Origin of the sequence: Anaerocolumna xylanovorans DSM 12503 (assembly GCF_900143645.1) — a bacterium.
Taxonomy (GTDB): Bacteria; Bacillota; Clostridia; order Lachnospirales; family Lachnospiraceae; genus Anaerocolumna; species Anaerocolumna xylanovorans.
Genome location: NZ_FRFD01000004.1, coordinates 15,420 through 33,560 on the forward strand (window position 1 = coordinate 15,420; position 18,141 = coordinate 33,560).

Below are 18,141 nucleotides of genomic sequence, written 5' to 3' on the forward strand. Positions count from 1 at the left end.
CCCAGTTATAGTACCTTATTTGTGTATTCCCTGATGACGCTTACAGAATTCTTAAACTTTGCAAGCTCCTCTCCGGTAAGGTGGACCTCTACAACATCCTTAACACCGCTTCTGTTTAAGATGGCGGGCACTCCGCAGAATACATCATATTCACCGAATTCACCCTCCAACAGAGTGGATACAGGGATGATTTTATTCTCATCATTTAAGATTGCTTTAATAAGACCTGCTGCTGTGGTAGCAATACCATAGCAGGTGGTCCCCTTTACATTCAGTATATCAAATCCTACACGGGTTACTCTATAAACAATTTCATCCAGGTCAATATCATCATATTCCTTGTTATCAGAGAGGATATCTGTAATTCTCTTGCCGCCCACTGTTACATGGGACCAGGGGCACATCTGGCTGTCCCCATGCTCTCCCATAGTATAGCCTTGCACGCTTCTGGGATCTATGTTGAAAATCTCACCGATAAAATGCTTTAGCCGTGCAGAATCCATCGCTGTACCTGTTCCGATTACCTGGTTCTTTGGAAGTCCTGACAGCTTATATACATAATGGGCAATAACATCTACCGGATTGGTTACTATGATAAAATGTCCGCTGAAACCGGATTCCATAATAGGCGTTACGATGGATTTTACAATTCCTATAGATAGTTCAAGGGTATCCAGCCTTGACTGTCCTACCTTTGGCGGTGCCCCTGCTGTAATAACTACAATATCGGCATCCATACAGTCTTCATAATTTCCCTGCGTAACCTTGACATTGCGGTTTAAGTATTCCACGCAATGGCATAAATCCATAACCTCTCCTCTTGCTTTATCCTTATTAATATCTATAATCATTACCTCATCACATACCCCCTGGGTAATGAGACTGAAAGCTGTTGATGAACCTACCATACCGGCTCCAACTATTACAACCTTACTTCTGTTAATTGTCATGTTTTATACTCCTTTCAATTCTGCTCCGGCCATTGCATTTTGCCTGATACAGCAGCTTATCGGCTTCTTTGATAAGCTCATGGACACTTTCACCGTGAAAAAGCGCTAATCCTATGCTAATTGTAACACGAAGTTCACTATTTTCAAATATACAATTACTTATGCGCTCCTTAATCTTTTCTGCAACAGCTAAGGCCGACTCTTCGGTCTGGTCTTCCCTTAATATTACAAGGAATTCCTCACCGCCATAACGCCCTGCATAATTATCTTCTCCAATGCAGCTCTGAATGATTTCAGATACTTTCATTAATACCTTATCACCGGTCTGATGCCCATAGGTATCATTCACTTTTTTGAAATAATCGATATCAAGCATCATAACTGCTAACCTTTTTGGCCGATAGTGCTGCTGGTTCACTTCCTTTTTTAATAAAGTCAGAATATATTCATGGTTATAAAGATTTGTGAGACTGTCTTTTTCAGCCTTTTGCTTAAAAACTTCATTGCTCTTTAACAGCTGCTGGTTCATTTTCTCAATCTCAGCCTTTCTTCTTGCCAGCTTTTCTTCCTTTTTCTTGTATTCCGTAATATCTCTTGCCACAAATACATAGCCAAAAGCTTCTTTATCCTCATCCCTTAAGGCAGAGGCTTTTACCTCCGCGATTCCTATCTTTCCGCCATCTTTTCTATAAGTTGTCTGTATAATATTTACATCACTAAGTAATATTTGCGTAAGTTTACTCTTATCTTCCTTATTTTTCCCTTCTTCCAGAAAGTCCAGAATGTTTTTAGGGAAGTTTTCTTCCTCCGCTCCGTAGCCCAGAAAACTTTCAACATTTTTACTGCAATATCTGATTCTCCCTTCTATATCGGTTACCATTACCGGATCAGGAATAGAATCCATAAGCTTATTAAGCATTTCTTCTGATTTTACCGCATTCTTTTTCAGACGATTCTGTTCTGTAATGTCTGTAATACAGGCAAAGATAACCTCTTCCCCTTTGTAAATGGCAGGTGCCATAGAAATCATTGCCAGGAACTCACCATCGGATCTTTTCATCATCCCCACCTGGTTGATTACTTTATCTTCTTTTTGAATCAGATGAAAGAGTCTCTCACGGAATGCTTTACTATGATAAAACTCTTCTACATTCATATTCTTACAACTGTTAAAATCATACTTAAAAAGTATTTCCGCATTTTTATTTGCATAAAATATTGTTTTATCTGCTTTTTTTGTACAAATTATTCCATAAGGAATGGTTTCCGTTAATGTCCGGAAAAGTTCCTCGCTTTCCTTTAGCTTTATCATGGTTTCCTGATGGCTTAACATTTCTCTCTTTAATTCTTCCATGGCTCTGATATCCTGTGCTATAATAAGATATCCCAGTATTAAATCATTTCTGGAATTTCGAATCGGTACAATTGACATATTTACCGGGATATTTTCTCCCGATTTTGTCCGTATCCTGACATTTTTGCAATGGGTCGTATCAATGTTATCTTCCGTTATCCATTCATGAAATCTTATGCCGTTCTCTTCATTTAACAGTTCTGCAAAGGTCACGCTCATAAAATCCTCCAGCCCATACCCCAGTGTCTGTAGAACCTGCCTGTTTACTCTCGTAATCATGCCGTTAAGATTAACCAGGAATTCAAAATCCATGGTTTCTTCAAAGAGTTCGCCTACAATCAGTTCATTTGGGGTAAGAAGAAAGTTATACTTTCTGATAGCACGGTATATGCCGATTATCATTATAACACCATATATCTGGGTGCAATTTATAAAGGAAGGAATAAAATGAGGTATAACAAATTCTCCTGCCACTGATAGCAGATAGGTGCAGGAGGAAGTCCATAAGATAATCCGAACCTGTTTTTTAATGATTTTGTATGGTGTTTTGTGCTGCCACAGCACAAGCCTGACCATCCCAATCAATGTGTAAATATAACTATAAATAGGGTTTGCTATTTCAAAGAACTGGTATATCCCATCAGGATAAGGCTTATCCGGTAAAAATAGAAACAGGTCTATGAAACAGAATAACGCAGCCGGAGCAAATAATAACGTACACTTTAAATTACTCTCTAAAAATCTGCTCTCGGTTATTGTAAAAACCATATACAGGGTAAGCGCCGGGAATAAACACCAGCCAAAAACAGATAGCTTATTCCAGAAGGAAAAGGCATAGATATTATCGGCAACATAGGCATGAGAATAGCTAAAGGACCACAAAGCCAGTGATGCTGTAAGCACCAGAAAAGCTTTTCCTATTGTTGATTTTTTATTAAGCGTATAAGTGTTTACCCCTACAACAAGATAAATAACTCCTGCTGCCATAGATAAAAATGATAATATATGTAACATATATTTCTGCCCTCAACTTACCTAAGTACTTTTCAGTATGCAGTAATCAGCATTCTGCACAATTTACTATAGCAGAAATATAGATAGTATTCAATTATCTTACATACAAAATAATAAGAAAAATATACCAGTAATGGAATTGCCCCCCAGCAGCTTTGCTCTTCCAAAGCTGCCAGAGGGCAGTCTAAAAATATCATCCCAAATTCTACCTAAAGTATTCTACACCGGATTCAAAGATATACTGGTCGCGGCTGCCGGTTATGTTAATGGCAACACCCTTTCCCTTTCTCTCTGAATGTGTCATTTTTCCAAGAACTCTGCCATCAGGGCTCGTAATTCCCTCAATTGCATAGTAGGAACCATTGGGGTTAAACGCTTCCTTCATCGTCGGAATTCCGTTAAAATCCACATACTGGGTAGCTACCTGCCCATTGGCAAAGAGCTTGTCAATCCACTCTTTATCTGCTACGAACCTTCCTTCTCCATGAGAGGTTGGAATCGCATAGATGCCGCCTAATTCTGCTTTCTTTAACCAGGGGGACCTATTGGAAACGACCTTGGTGTACACATACTTGGATACATGGCGCCCGATATGGTTGGTGGTTAAGGTAGGAGAATCCTGGCTTTGTGCCGTAATTTCACCATAGGGCACCAGTCCAAGCTTAATCAAAGCCTGGAAGCCATTGCAGATTCCAAGTGCAAGACCGTCACGCTGCTTTAGAAGTTCATTGACAGCTTCTTTTATCTGCTCATTCCTGAAAGCTGTGGCTATAAACTTACCGGAACCATCCGGCTCATCTCCTGCGGAAAACCCGCCCGGAAACATTAGAATCTGTGCTTCCCTGATACCTCTTACAAACCTCTTTACGGATTCGTCAATACCCTTAGAGGTAAGATTGTTAAATACAACCGTTTCTGTTACAGCGCCTGCCTTTTCAAAAGCAAGGGCGGAATCATACTCACAATTGGTTCCCGGAAAGACCGGAATAAATACCTTGGGCCTTGCTGCTTCTGCCTTGCCAATATAAATGTGCTTCTCACCGGAAGTCTCATAAATACCAGTGCTAATGGTCTCTTCCTTCACTCCCGAGGAGGTAGGATATACCTTTTCCAACGCTGCTTCCCAGCTCTTCCTCACTTCCGCAAGGTCAATAACGGTATCTTTATAAGATAATACGCTTTCTTCTGTAACCTTTCCTATTATACGGAAAGGCAAGCCGTCTTTCTGTAATTTAGCAAGCTGTTCTTCTTTTACCTCTAATAAAAGTGCTCCGAAGGCCGGTGCAAAAAGCTCTTCTTCCGAAAGCTTTTCCTCAAAGGAAACACCAAACCCATTACCAAAGGCCATTTTACTTGCTGCTTCTGCAACACCAAAGGCACCGGGAGCATAAGCGGATATAACTGCACCTTTCTCCATAATATCATGCACTTTTTCGTAATTCACCTTAATTGCCTCATAATCCGGCAGTCCATACCCGTCCTTTTGTGCCTGTATTTCAATCAGAAAGCTTCCTGCTTCTTTTAACTCTCCGGTTATTATCTGGGAGGCTTTTGCAACTGCCACGGCAAAGGATACAAGCGTAGGAGGTACATCAATGTCCTGGAAGGTACCGGACATACTATCCTTGCCGCCGATGGAGGCCAGTCCCAGCCTAAGCTGTGCTTCATAAGCTCCCAGTAATGCTGCCAGAGGTTCACCCCAGCTCTTCTCATTCTCTCCCAGTCTCTTAAAGTATTCCTGGAAGGTAAAGTAGATGGATTTATAATCTCCCCCGGAGGCAACTATCTTAGCAACGGAGAAAATAATAGCGTATACAGCTCCGTGGTAAGGGCTCCAACTGGATAGATAGGGGTCAAAACCGTAACTCATAAGGGTAACCGTATCACATTCTCCCTTTAAGGAAGGAAGCTTGGCTGCCATGGTCTGGGCAGGTGTCATCTGGTACTTTCCGCCGTAAGGCATGGTAACAGTCGCTGCTCCGATAGAGCTGTCAAACATCTCTACCAGGCCCTTCTTTGAGCAGCTGTTAAGGTCGCCTAAGACCTTAATCCACTTATCCTTTAAAATAAGTTCTTCTTTATCCTTTATATAGTAGCTGATCCCTGCTTTAAAATAATCCTTTTCTTTTTCAGGAGGGGTTACCACAACGGCTGTCTCCTGGTGTGCTCCGTTGGTATTTAAGAAAGCTCTGGAAATATTCACAATTTCCTTGCCTCTCCATACCATCACAAGCCTTGGCTCTTCTGTTACTTCTGCAACCAGAGTAGCTTCCAGATTCTCCTCTCCTGCAAAGGCTAAAAGTGCTTCCACATCCTTTGCATCCGCAACAATTGCCATTCTTTCCTGGGATTCGGAAATGGCGAGCTCTGTTCCGTCAAGACCGGCATATTTCTTTGGTACCTTATCAAGATCAATAAAGAGGCCGTCTGCCAGCTCTCCGATGGCAACAGATACACCGCCGGCACCAAAGTCATTGCATTTCTTAATCAGGCTGCTGACCTCTTCCCTGCGGAAAAGTCTCTGGAGCTTTCTTTCCGTAGGCGCATTACCCTTTTGTACTTCCGCTCCGCAAGTCTCAATGGAAGAAGCCGTATGGACCTTGGAAGAACCGGTAGCACCGCCGCAGCCATCCCTTCCGGTTCTGCCTCCAAGAAGGATTATCTTATCTCCTGGTTCTGAGGATTCACGAATTACATTCTTTCTGGGAGCGGCACCCATTACAGCACCAATTTCCATCCTCTTGGCAACATAGCCCGGATGATAGATTTCATCTACCAGACCGGTTGCAAGACCGATCTGGTTACCGTAGGAACTGTAACCGCTTGCGGCACCCGTTACAATCTTTCTCTGGGGAAGTTTTCCCTTAAGGGTATCTTCAATGGCAACTCTCGGATCTGCAGCACCTGTTACCCTCATTGCCTGGTATACATAGCCCCTGCCTGACAGGGGATCTCTGATAGCTCCTCCAAGGCAGGTAGCCGCACCACCGAAGGGTTCGATTTCCGTAGGATGGTTATGGGTTTCATTTTTAAAGAATACCAGCCACTCCTCTGTCTTTCCTTCTATCTCTACAGGTACGATAATGGAGCAGGCATTAATCTCTTCACTCTCTTCCATCTCCTGTAATTTCCCCTGGCTCTTTAATTTCTTCATAGCCATAAGGGCAACGTCCATTAGGGACATATATTTATCTTCACGGTTCTTATACAGCTCCTTATAATCTTCCCTGTACCTGTTATAAGAATCTTCTATCGGCTTTTTAAAGAATCCCTCTTCTATCTTAACGTCTGTAAGCTCTGTAAGAAAAGTAGTATGACGGCAGTGATCGGACCAGTACGTATCAAGAACCCGGATTTCCGTAAGGGAAGGATCTCTCTTTTCTTCTTTTGCAAAATATTTCTGCACATGAAGAAAATCCTTGGTTGTCATAGCAAGGTTTAAGGATTGATAAAAACCGTTCAGTTCTTCAAAAGACATGGCGGTAAAGCCTGTCAGTATTGCTACATCTTCCGGCTCCGCATAGCTTGTCTCTAAGGTTTCCGGCTTTCTTTCTGCGGCCTCTCTGGAATCGACGGGATTAATGCAGTATGCCTTAATCTTCCCGAACTCCTCTTCTGTCAGACTTCCGGTAAGTACATAGGTGGCAGCGCAGTTTATAACAGGCTCTTCTCCCGGTGAGAGAAGCTTCACACACTGAACAGCGGAATCTGCCCTCTGGTCAAATTGTCCTGGAAGGTACTCTACGGAAAATACATAGTCCTTTTCTTCCTTTGGAAAGTCCTCCTGATACAAAAAATCTACGGGCGGCTCTGAAAATACGGTTCCTAATGCCTTTGTAACTGTTTCCTCGCTGATATTTTCCAAATCATAGCGAATCAGAACCCGAACCTGTTTCAAAGTCTCTATTGCAAGGTAATTCTTAATTTCTTCCAGTAATTCCTGTGCTCTTACGGCATAGGGTATTTTCTTCTCCACATAAATTCTTTTTACGCTGCTCATACTCTTCCTTTCCCTACCGATGCTTCCTGTTGGTTTCTGATAGCATTATAACATAGGAGCTTTTATAAAAGAAATTAATATATGTTAAACTTTTGATAAGCTCTACTAATGTAATAAACCGACTCTGTATTATATTATATCAAATTATTGCCCGCTCCGTATGGCCTGTTGTCCCTTATTTGCAATATTTCTTTTTATACTTGCTATTTTTCTTCCGGATAATACAATACTTATAAAGAACAAAAAAATCAAAATTTTTATTTTATTCCAAACTTTTTTACCACCTGTCACGTCTTATATACAGAAGCTAACACATGCATGGTGAAATACTTCAAAAATTGGTACCTTAAGGGGGATGGATATGGGACACCCAACTACTTATGATGAAATGGCAGAATTTATCCTTCAAAACAAGGAAAATTACTACAGGCTGGCATACAGCTATGTAAGAAGCAGGGAGGATGCCCTGGATATTGTACAGGAAGCCATTGTCAGGGCTTTTTCTTCCAGAAAAACGCTAAAAGATACTGCTTCTATGAAATCCTGGTTCTATCGCATAATAATAAATACTGCTCTGGATTTTTTAAGAAAAAACAAAAAATATACTTATCTGGATGAAGAACAATGGGAGGGCTTAAGCAGCGGTCCCGGTGATACCTACGAGGACGTGGATTTGCATAAGGCCCTGGATAAACTTTCACCAAAGAACCGCACCATTATCATCCTTCGCTTCTTTGAAGACATGAAATTAAGTGACATTGCGCGGATATTAGGCGAAAATGAGAACACCGTTAAGACCAGTCTTTACTCAACCTTAAAAAAATTGCGGCTGGAACTAACAGAGGATATGGTTTGAAAAATAAAGAGTATTTATAAGAGTGGAGGTTAAACATGAACATTTCCGATATGAAAAAAGATTATGAAAATACACCCATCCCTGACGAACTGGACTTTATAGTCCGTAAAACATTAAAAAAGGAGAAAGATAAGATGAAATTTCATAAATTATCCAAAAATATAATAACAGGTGTAGCTGCTGCTGCCGCCCTGTTTGTACTCACTGTAAACGTAAGCCCTGCCGCTGCTAACGCTATGGCAGATGTTCCGGTTCTCACAAGCCTTGTAAAGGTTGTAACCTTTCGAGAATACACCTACAAGGATGACCACCACGAGGCAGATGTAAAGGTTCCCCAGGTAACGGGACTCGACAATAAGGACCTTGAAAATCATCTGAACGAAAAGTATTTAGAGGAAAACACCAAGCTGTATAAGGATTTCTTAAAAAATATCGGCACCGACAATCTGGATAAGGCAAACCTGGCTCTCTTTACAGACTATAAAGTAATCCTGGATACGGATTCCCTTCTGGTAATGGCCAGTGAGAAGACAGAAATTGCTGCTTCCGGCAGTGAAAGCGTACACTATGATACAATTGATAAAAAGAACCAGATGGTACTTACACTCTCAAGCCTCTTTAAGGATAGCAGCTATATCGATGTTATCAGTAAGAATATCATTTCCCAGATGAAGGATCAGATGGCAAAGGATGAAGACAAGATGTATTTTATAGCAGATGGCACAGAAGATGGCTTTAAGACCATTTCCGCTGACCAGAACTTCTACATCAATAAGGATGGCAAGTTAGTAATCTCCTTTAACGAATATGATGTAGCACCCGGTGTCATGGGCATTGTAGAATTTATAATTCCTACAGAAGTAATAAAGGATATTCTCGTAAGCGACTACTATGTAAAATAACTGAAATAAACACAGAAAAAGAGGGTGTCCAGTCATGAGACACCCTCTTATATGTATTGCAGGAGTTTTTTGCTGCTTCCTGTTTTTATGCCTTTGCTTCTGCCAGATATACCTCTTCTTCCGAAACTTCACTTAAGTCCCCTCGATGCTTCACAGTTCTTACAGAAACGGCCTTTAAAAATAAGATAATACCAATGATAAATAGAAATGCTATTGCTCCGACCCCTTTATTGATACTTCCGGTTAACTGTGATATCACACTTACCAGAGCAGTCCCCATAAAAGAGGCGCCTTTTCCGCAGATGTCCATAATACCAAAGTATTCACCGGATTTCTCACTTGGGATGATTTTCGCATAATAGGATCTGGATAAAGACTGGATACCGCCCTGGAACATTCCCACAAGCACAGCAAGAATCCAAAAGTGAATCTGGCTGTTCATAAATACCGCAAATACCGTTATGCCAAGATAAGCTAAAATGCAAGCTGCAATCAATCTATCCGGGGATATTCTTCTGGCAAGCCTTCCAAAAATAACACAGCAGGGAAAGGCTACGAATTGTGTTAATAACAGTGCAAGCAGCAGCCCTGTGCTGTTAAATCCAAGTGCTTTTCCATAGGCAGTTGCCATATCGATAATCGTATAAACACCGTCAATATAAAAGAAAAATGCAAGGAGGAACCAGAAGATATGCTTTTCCTTACGGATATTCTTAACCGTTCGAAAAAGGCTTGCAAAGCTGTCGATAACAGCATGTTTTCCTCTTGGGACATAATTTATCTGTCTGTAACTCTTTAAAAATGGGAGGGAGGAACCTACCCACCATAATGCTACTACAAGAAAAGCGATCATCATGGACTGCTTCATGGAAAGTCCTAACTTACCGCCTCCCATCACCAGTCCAAGGCAGGCTATAAAAGGGATACAGCTTCCGATATATCCCCAGGCAAAACCCTGTGCCGATACCATATCCATCCGCTCTTTGGTCGTTACATCAGTAAGCATGGAGTCGTAAAAAATGAGACTGGCAGAATAGGCTACCTTGGCAAGGACAAAGATAATCAGAAACAAAAGCCAGGCACTCGTAACTCCAAGACCAATGCAGCATACCGCTCCCAGGATGATAGAAAAGAGAAATATGGGCTTTTTCATTCCCTTTCCGTCTGATATGGTTCCAAGTGCAGGCCCCATAAAAGCTACCAGTAAAGTTGCAATGGAAACAGCATACCCCCAGTATGCCAGATAACTGACAGAGGACAGTTTTTGCTGTCCGGCAAGGTAATCAAAATAGATTGGTATAATCGTGGATACTAACAAAGTAAAGGCTGAATTTCCCACATCATATAGCACCCAGTGTTTTTCTAATTTCGTGAGCTTAAACTTCATACGAAGACTTCCTCCTTTACACTGTCCGTATCCTTTGATCCAAAGGTAAGACGGTATCTGGCATCTAACTTTACTTCCTGCCAGATGGAATCTTCATATGCAGTAATTAACCTGATAGATTCCCTTACAGAGGTCACATAAAGTCTTCTCAATTTTTCCGTACTGTCCTCACATTTAGGATTTGCCTTATAATTTACCAGCAACCCATGCATTTCCTTATAATTCCCTGTCATTGCAAGAAGCCCATTGATAAGCAGCCTCTTTCCCCTGTGGGGCGCTATCAAAAGCTTATTGAATTTTTTCATTGATTCAAGAGAAGCCTTTACCTCTTCCTTGGTAATCCCTGAAAAGAAATCCGCAATAATCCGGGCATTTTTCTCGGATGGGACGATGTGGTCCGTAAGAGAACAGGATATAGGGTCATGACCGTCTCTTACTAACAAATCCCTGTCAAATTCCACTTCAATTTCCGTATGGCTCACGCCGCTGCTTTCAATTTTCTCATCGATATAGCCATGACACTCACTATCCAGAACAAAATGGCAGATAAAACCGCAGATATAGGCCAGATAGGCTTCTTCTCCGCGCTTATTCATAATAACTCTTCCTGCTGATTCAAAGAATTTACTGGCCGGTTCGTCGTGCATGCCAAATCCTGTCTGATTCACCCTGTTTGCGAAAAGAGGTTTGTAATAGAACAGGATATCCGGTCCATGAAGTCCAATATCATAAAGTTCCTTATTATTTTTTATTATCTCTTGCATCTCATCCGGTAATGACCGGACCACTTCCTGACCCAGTCTGTAATGCGCATAGGTTGACGGCATAGTTATCATACCTCCTGAAATTTACATTTACACCTTGTTATATGGTTTGTATTTAAAACTAACTCTATACAAGATATGTTAAATCTGCCATCACCCTTATGAAAAAGACAGGTAAAGTTTACCTAAAGTAAAAGGCTGTTATACTTCAACAGACTGTATTACTTCAACACCGTTTATTATCATGTTATACAGCGCCATTACATGCACCAGATTCCCATTATGTATACCCAAATCGTAGGTTTCCACCAAATCCATCGGAACGATAATTCTTGACTTCCTGTTTTCTTTATTAAACCAGGTCTTTAAAGTTACGGCAAATTGCTGGATGCAGATATCCGTACAGTCCCCTACGATAAGAAAGTTCACAATCTTATCATGCTCTTTCAGCCAATGTCTGAACTCTTCCTCCAGAAAACCGTTGGTAGAATTTTTGCGTATTAACTGGTATCCGCCTACCTGTTGTAATTCTTCTGCTATTTCCTCTTCGCTGGTTCCCGCAAGGCAGTGGGGCGGATAGGATTCAAATTCGGGGGAAACCATGCTGTGGCTGTCCGCAAAGGCCAGAATGGGAAAGTCATTTAGCAGGCATGCCTTTTGAAGCTTTGCCACAGAGGGAAGTATCTCTTCCACCCTGGAGCTTTTCAGGGCTCCTTCCCTTGTAAAACCATTAATAAGATCTACCATCACAAGTGCCGTTTTTTCTTTCTGCAGCTTAAGCAGGGAAATACCCTTTAAAGAATGCAGCATCTCATAGATTTCCTCCAGCGTCTTTTTGCTTTCTTCTATGAAGCTATCCTTACCAGTCTTAATCATATCTTTCTCCTTCCAATCTTACTTTCTCCGGTACATTAAAAAGATTCTGCCATAATTTTCTTATCTTATTATAATACCGGATCAATGTCCTCCGCAATATCCTTTTAAACCTGTTGTGTTTTCTTGGCCATATCCCTGATATAAAAGGCTACTTGATAGGGAAAGAGTTCTTCTGCATTTTTAAGCTCGCAGCCGGTTATCTTCTTAATGTTCTGGATACGGTAATTCACCGTATTTCTGTGGGTAAAGGTATCCTCTGCCACTCCTATAAGGCTCCTGTCATTTTTAATATAGCTTCTAAGAGTATCCATATAGCCGGAATTATGCGCTTTATCGTATTCCTCCAGAGAACCCAGCACTTCTCCGGCATAGCTGTTTAGAATATCCATATCTTCGACGGAAAACAGGATTTTAAAAAATCCCATCTCATCAAAACGGATAGTCTGCTTTCCCGTTCCGATAGACATTTTCATGGCTGTTCTGGCCTTTTTATAGCTTGCAGACAGATTCTCTATATGGGATGCTACCGGCCCGATTCCCATATAAAGCCGTTGTTCCTTTGTGAAATAAGAAAAGCTTTGCAGTATCAGTCCCGGCAGCTCTGCATAAACCTTTTCCTTACTGTTGTTAAGTATAAGTACCAGAAAATCCTCTATACGGATAAGTCCATACGAAGCATTAATCTTATTATTTCCTTTCCATAAACCAAATAGATTCTCAAGCTTTATTACTGCCTGATTATAATTGAACTCTTCCTCCGTAGTCTTTTTTACATAGATACAAAAAGCCTGAAAAGTTCCTTCCATATCATAGCGCTCTCCCAGTACCTGCCTGACATCTGCCTCTTTCCATTTTCCCTGTATTGCTTCCCGAAAGGCGTTGCTGATCTTCTTTTCAAATTGCTTCTGGTCAATTATTCTCGTACAATAATCCTGGATCAATTCGGTAATAGAGAATTCCCAAGGCATTTCAAGAATGGGAAAGTTATGCTCATCGCACCAGGTAACTACCTCTTCCGGTATTTCCTCCAAATACATTCCGGTGTTTACAATAAGCCCCGCACAGTCATCCTTTGCCATCCCCTGGATAACTTTTAACAGCCAGTCAGGATTCCCTGCTTTCATTCCTGTTGTAATAGCAAGTTCTTCTCCGTGGAACCTGGATACAATGGTCTCATCCTCCAACATATGCACCCAGCTTACAACCGTATCCATCCCAGCCTTGCCGGCCACTATACGAAGCTGAAACTGCTCTTTTGTTCCTTCGTACATCTCCCAAAAACGTACTGCCATATCAAAATCTCCTCCTAAAATCACTCTATAGCCGTTTTAATCAGAACATTTGTTTTGTATTATAAATACCATATTTCCATGATAGATTCAGACTAACAGATTATATACAAAATGTCAATTAGACTATATAATATAATCATAGTAAGGGAATAGCCGATAATGTCAGCAATTATAAAGGAGGATTCGAATATGTATATCGACAGCACAAATTTATACATAGATTTAACAAAATATAACACTAAAGCTTTTACCAGTTTAATAGCCTCCGAGAAGTATGATAATTGTGAGAATTTTTATCAGCATCTGGTGGAAAAGAAAGATATACACAGGTTTTTCCGCAAAAAAAGTGATTCCGCAAAAATCCATTAATCTTGATAATATGAATTGATAACATAAAATTTCGTCATCACACAAAAAAAGGGTTCCCTTATGGGAACCTCTTTTTAATTTCTCTTTATGATGTAAATTTGTATACCTGCATAATTTCACTGCTGCTCTGTCATGGTGTCTTCTTCGTCACTCCACCGGTATACTATATTACCGTCAATAATAGTATACATGGTATGGGTAAATACCTCCATAGGATTCCCGGTAAAAATAGCAATATCCGCATCCTTTCCGGCCTCAAGGCTTCCTACCCGCTCCTCTGTCTGACAAATCTCCGCCGCATTAATAGTAATAGCCTTTAACCCTTCTTCTATCCCAAGTCCATTTTTGGCTGCAAGTCCTGCACAGATGGGAAGGTACTGAATAAGAGTAACCGGATGATCCGTCGTTATAGCAACCTTAACACCATTCTTTGCCAATACTCCCGGGGTTTTAAAATCCACATTTTTAATCTCCAGCTTATTCCGGCAGGACATTCCCGGCCCGATAATAGCCGGATAGCCGCTTTTTGCTATCTCCTCTGCAATGATATGACCTTCCGAACAATGATCCAAGGTCAGTTTCAGCTGATATTCCCTGGCAATACGGATGGCCGTCAGTATATCATCGGCTCTGTGGACATGGGCTTTTAAGGGTATCTCTCCTTTTAATACCGCAAGCCAGGCTTCCAGTCTGAAATCCTCTTCAAAGTCTTCCCCCGCCTTTGCCTTCTCTTTCTTCTTCTGATACTGCTTTGCATAAAATAACTCTTCCCGAAGCATGGCAGCTATTGTCATTCTGGAAGCGGGAGGTTTGTTTAAATCTTTATAAGACCTCTTGGGATTTTCTCCAAAGGCAACCTTCATGGCAGCAGGCTCCTTTATCACCATATCATCAATTACCCTTCCATGGGTTTTCATAAAGAGAAACTGTCCTCCCACAACATTTGTACTTCCGGGTCCCACCATAACGGAAGTGATACCAGCCTGAATCGCATTGTGAAAAGCCGCATCCAGTGGGTTTACCGCATCCAGTGCTCTGATATAAGGGGTGATGGGGTCAGTGGCTTCGTTGCAGTCATCATCCTCTTCTCCTTCTTTTTCTTCCGTGATGCCAATATGGCAATGGGCTTCAATAATCCCGGGCATTACCCACAAACCTTTGGCATCAATTACGGTATCCTCCTCACACGGAGTAAAATCAGGTTTCTCTCCCACAAAAGCAATCTTCCCGTCCTTTATCAGCACACAGCCGCGCTCATAGGTCTTTCCGGCCATGGTAAATACTTTTCCGTTTTTAATAAACAGCATAAATTATCCTTTCCATGTAATGCCTCATAATCCAGTCTCATCACAGAAAATATCCAATCTCCTGTTACAGGCATCTTAAACACCATACAGTTTTTCTTATTATGAAAATTCTATACATGGAACAGCAAAGAAAAAGGATAACTTACAGGTTCACATTGGGATTATTATCGTAGGCAGAACCGATCTCACACATATAATCCAGAATCTCTGCAAACAAGTCAAACAATGCTTTCAGCAGGTCAATGTCCTTGATAACCCCGGCAACACAAAAATATAATTCATCCACACCTTCCGGAAAACTTTCCCCAAACCATCCCTCGTCATCCTTTACCTGAAGACAAAATCTTGGCTGCAGCCCAATCAGGCTCTGGATACTCGTCTTGGAAAACAGCAATTGAATTTTTTCTTCGTTATTTCCCTTTATCACATAATCCGAATCGAACTCACTAAAGCCGATTTCGATGTCCTGCATCCCAAAAAGCCTTCCTAATTCACTAAAGAGCCCAGCTTTATATATCTTAAATTGCAGGCCGTCTTTATTCACATAGGGTGCCCGCATACGGGTATAGGTAACGGAGGACTTTCCGGTGGAAACCGTATAGGTATCCAGTGTAATGGTCCACTCCCTTACATGAACCACCACCTTATTTTTGCCGAAAAAACCTTTCTCAATGTAATCTGCTCCAATGGAATTACTCAATTCACTCCAAACTTCTTTCTTACTTGGTCCGAAAACTTCCCTTAAAACGCCCACTTTCCTTACCTCCCTTTGTTCCCCCATGCATCTTCAAATGCTTTATATCTATAATCTTAATTATTGCTATTATAACAGGCTTTTCTTTTCATTTCCAGATATCTTTGACTATAGCTGTTGACAATTACTCTACATCTGTGATATCCTACCTGTAATTTCATCACAAAAAGGCTATGAAGAGGAATAGTACGTATTATACCTGTCTCAGAGAGAAGATGGCGGTGCAAATCTTTACAAGGGTAATACCGAAGCAGTCTTGGAGCTGTGGACCGAACAGATTTTAAGTAGGCTCCAACGGAGTTTCCGCCGTTAAAAGGAAATCGGTATCGGGTATTTTACCCCGTACTGACTGGAGTGCAAATTTTATTTGAATTTAGGTGGTAACACGGACTCAAGAGTTCGCCCTAAGCTGGAACCTTCCAGCTTGGGGCTTTTTTATTATAAAAATTATTTAAAAACTTTACTTTAACATGATAGGAACTGTACTCTTTCCTATCTACCATTCTGAAAGGAGAACAATATGACAGCGCAGGAATTAAGAAGAATGTATGCAGAATTTTTTAAAGAAAGGGGACATAAGGAAATCGCGTCAGCCTCCCTGCTGCCGGATAATGATCCTACTGTTTTGTTTACCACCGCCGGTATGCATCCTTTGGTTCCCTACCTGTTAGGTGAAAAGCATCCTCTTGGCAGCAAGTTAGTAAATATTCAAAAATGTGTAAGAACATGTGACATTGATGAAGTGGGGGATGATACCCATCTTACCTTTTTTGAAATGCTGGGGAATTGGTCCCTGGGGGATTACTTTAAGGAGGAAGCTATCTCCTTTAGCTTTGAATTTTTGACCTCTAAGCTGCAGATACCGGCTTCAAAGATTGCGGTAACTGTCTTTGCCGGAGATGAAGAGCTTCCGGCAGATGAAGAGGCTGCAAGTATCTGGATCAAAAAGGGATTAGGAAAGAATCAGATATTCTATTACGGCAAAGAAGAAAATTGGTGGGGACCAGCCGGTCAAACCGGTCCCTGCGGCCCGGACACAGAAATCTTTTATGACATGGGAAAAGAACCCTGCAGCAGTGACTGCGGCCCTGCCTGCTCCTGCGGTAAATATGTGGAAATATGGAACAATGTCTTTATGCAGTATAATAAAGAGCGCGACGGCTCCTACCATCCATTGCCAAGAAAGAACATTGATACCGGAATGGGGCTTGAAAGGATTCTTACCATCTTAGACGGAAAAGATAATGTGTATGAAACCGAGCTTTTTATCCCTGTTATGGATAGGCTAAAATTCCTTTCACAGATTCCCTACTCCAAAGACACAAAGGGCATTTTCCGCATTATCTGTGAACACACCAGAGCTATGACCTTTATTCTTGGAGACTCCAAAAAAATTACACCCTCTAATACGGAGCAGGGCTATATTCTGCGAAGACTTATCAGGAGAACTATAAGACTGCTGCAAAAGCTTGGTATAAAAGAAAATATTCTTTGTGAGCTGTCCCAGGTAATCCTTGTGCAATACCGGGAATCCTATCCCGAACTTAAGGAAAACAGCAGGTTCATCTTAGAGCAGCTTAACAAAGAATATGAGCTCTTTCAAAAGACTTTAGACAGCGGACTAAAAAAAGCCGAACAGTATTTATCCGGCCTGAAAAAAGAGGAAACCTTAAATGGCAGGCTTGCCTTTAAACTGTATGATACCTTTGGATTTCCCATTGAATTTACCATGGAACTGGCAAAGGAAAAGGGCATTCAGATTGATATACAGGGCTTTTATGAAAAACTGAAGGAACATCAGGACAAATCCAGAAAAGGTGCAGAGGGTAAGTTTAAGGGAGGTCTTGCAGATAGCAGCCGGCAGACTGCCAGACTTCACACCGCCACACACCTTCTTAACGGCGCCTTAAGAAGAATCCTTGGGGACAGTGTTTACCAACGGGGCAGCAATATTACAAGCGAACGGCTGCGCTTTGACTTTTCCTTTGAACGGAAAATGACCCCAGAAGAATTACAAAAAGTTGCAGAACTAGTAAACCACGCAATTGCCAGTAATCTTGATGTATTATGCGAGGAAACGACACCGGAAAAGGCCAGAAAGGAAGGTGCTATCGGTATATTTGACAGTAAGTATGGGGAAAAGGTAAAGGTCTATACGATCCCTGGCTATTCCAAGGAAATCTGCGGTGGTCCACACGCTGCCGCCACCGGAGAATTGGGGCATTTTACAATCATAAAGGAGGAGGCCTCCTCTTCCGGAGTTAGAAGAATCAAGGCAATTCTTGACTAAACTATGACAGGAAAAGCCCTATAGCT

General features: G+C 41.4%; 12 protein-coding genes and 1 other annotated feature. Of the genes, 3 read left to right on the forward strand and 9 right to left on the reverse strand.

Going from position 1 to position 18,141, the window contains the following annotated elements:
* Positions 1-5 precede the first annotated feature (5 nt).
* From BUF11_RS06200 to BUF11_RS06210, 3 genes are all read right to left on the reverse strand, one after another.
* A complete protein-coding gene (locus BUF11_RS06200) occupies positions 6-950 on the reverse strand; it encodes an L-lactate dehydrogenase (protein WP_073587992.1) in 945 nt (314 codons plus the stop codon).
* On the reverse strand, positions 940-3,318 hold the full coding sequence (locus tag BUF11_RS06205; RefSeq protein ID WP_073587993.1) for a diguanylate cyclase: 2,379 nt from the start codon (positions 3,316-3,318) through the stop codon (positions 940-942). Before BUF11_RS06205 ends, BUF11_RS06200 begins: the two co-directional genes overlap by 11 nt.
* A gap of 205 nt (positions 3,319-3,523) precedes the next feature.
* Positions 3,524-7,318 (reverse strand): phosphoribosylformylglycinamidine synthase, encoded by a 3,795-nt coding sequence (locus tag BUF11_RS06210; RefSeq protein WP_073587994.1) that lies wholly within the window; start codon positions 7,316-7,318, stop codon positions 3,524-3,526.
* Between the two features lie 361 nt (positions 7,319-7,679).
* On the opposite strand from BUF11_RS06210, the gene BUF11_RS06215 reads away from it, so the two are divergent.
* The gene (locus tag BUF11_RS06215; RefSeq protein ID WP_073587995.1) at positions 7,680-8,174 is read left to right on the forward strand and encodes an RNA polymerase sigma factor; all 495 of its coding nucleotides are present in this window, start codon (positions 7,680-7,682) and stop codon (positions 8,172-8,174) included.
* A gap of 35 nt (positions 8,175-8,209) precedes the next feature.
* Positions 8,210-9,076: an RsiV family protein gene (locus BUF11_RS06220; protein ID WP_073587996.1), complete on the forward strand. Its 867-nt coding sequence runs from the start codon at positions 8,210-8,212 to the stop codon at positions 9,074-9,076.
* A gap of 85 nt (positions 9,077-9,161) precedes the next feature.
* Here BUF11_RS06220 and BUF11_RS06225 read toward each other — a convergent pair whose 3' ends face one another.
* From BUF11_RS06225 to BUF11_RS06255, 6 genes are all read right to left on the reverse strand, one after another.
* Positions 9,162-10,463, reverse strand: a complete 1,302-nt coding sequence (locus tag BUF11_RS06225; RefSeq protein WP_073587997.1) for an MFS transporter — start codon at positions 10,461-10,463, stop codon at positions 9,162-9,164.
* The gene (locus tag BUF11_RS06230) at positions 10,460-11,290 is read right to left on the reverse strand and encodes a zinc dependent phospholipase C family protein (RefSeq protein WP_073587998.1); all 831 of its coding nucleotides are present in this window, start codon (positions 11,288-11,290) and stop codon (positions 10,460-10,462) included. Before BUF11_RS06230 ends, BUF11_RS06225 begins: the two co-directional genes overlap by 4 nt.
* Before the next feature lie 138 nt (positions 11,291-11,428).
* Positions 11,429-12,103 (reverse strand): cysteine hydrolase family protein, encoded by a 675-nt coding sequence (locus tag BUF11_RS06235; protein ID WP_073587999.1) that lies wholly within the window; start codon positions 12,101-12,103, stop codon positions 11,429-11,431.
* Between the two features lie 104 nt (positions 12,104-12,207).
* Positions 12,208-13,395, reverse strand: a complete 1,188-nt coding sequence (locus BUF11_RS06240) for a PucR family transcriptional regulator (protein WP_073588000.1) — start codon at positions 13,393-13,395, stop codon at positions 12,208-12,210.
* Positions 13,396-13,880: 485 nt separating this feature from the next.
* The gene (locus BUF11_RS06250) at positions 13,881-15,071 is read right to left on the reverse strand and encodes an amidohydrolase (protein ID WP_073588002.1); all 1,191 of its coding nucleotides are present in this window, start codon (positions 15,069-15,071) and stop codon (positions 13,881-13,883) included.
* A gap of 142 nt (positions 15,072-15,213) precedes the next feature.
* Entirely contained in the window at positions 15,214-15,825 is a 612-nt protein-coding gene (locus BUF11_RS06255; protein ID WP_073588003.1) for a DUF3137 domain-containing protein, read from the reverse strand.
* Positions 15,826-15,989: 164 nt separating this feature from the next.
* Positions 15,990-16,235 (forward strand) — a binding site (T-box leader).
* A 110-nt stretch (positions 16,236-16,345) separates the two neighbouring features.
* On the opposite strand from BUF11_RS06255, the gene BUF11_RS06260 reads away from it, so the two are divergent.
* Positions 16,346-18,115: an alanine--tRNA ligase gene (locus BUF11_RS06260; protein ID WP_073588004.1), complete on the forward strand. Its 1,770-nt coding sequence runs from the start codon at positions 16,346-16,348 to the stop codon at positions 18,113-18,115.
* Positions 18,116-18,141: the final 26 nt, after the last annotated feature.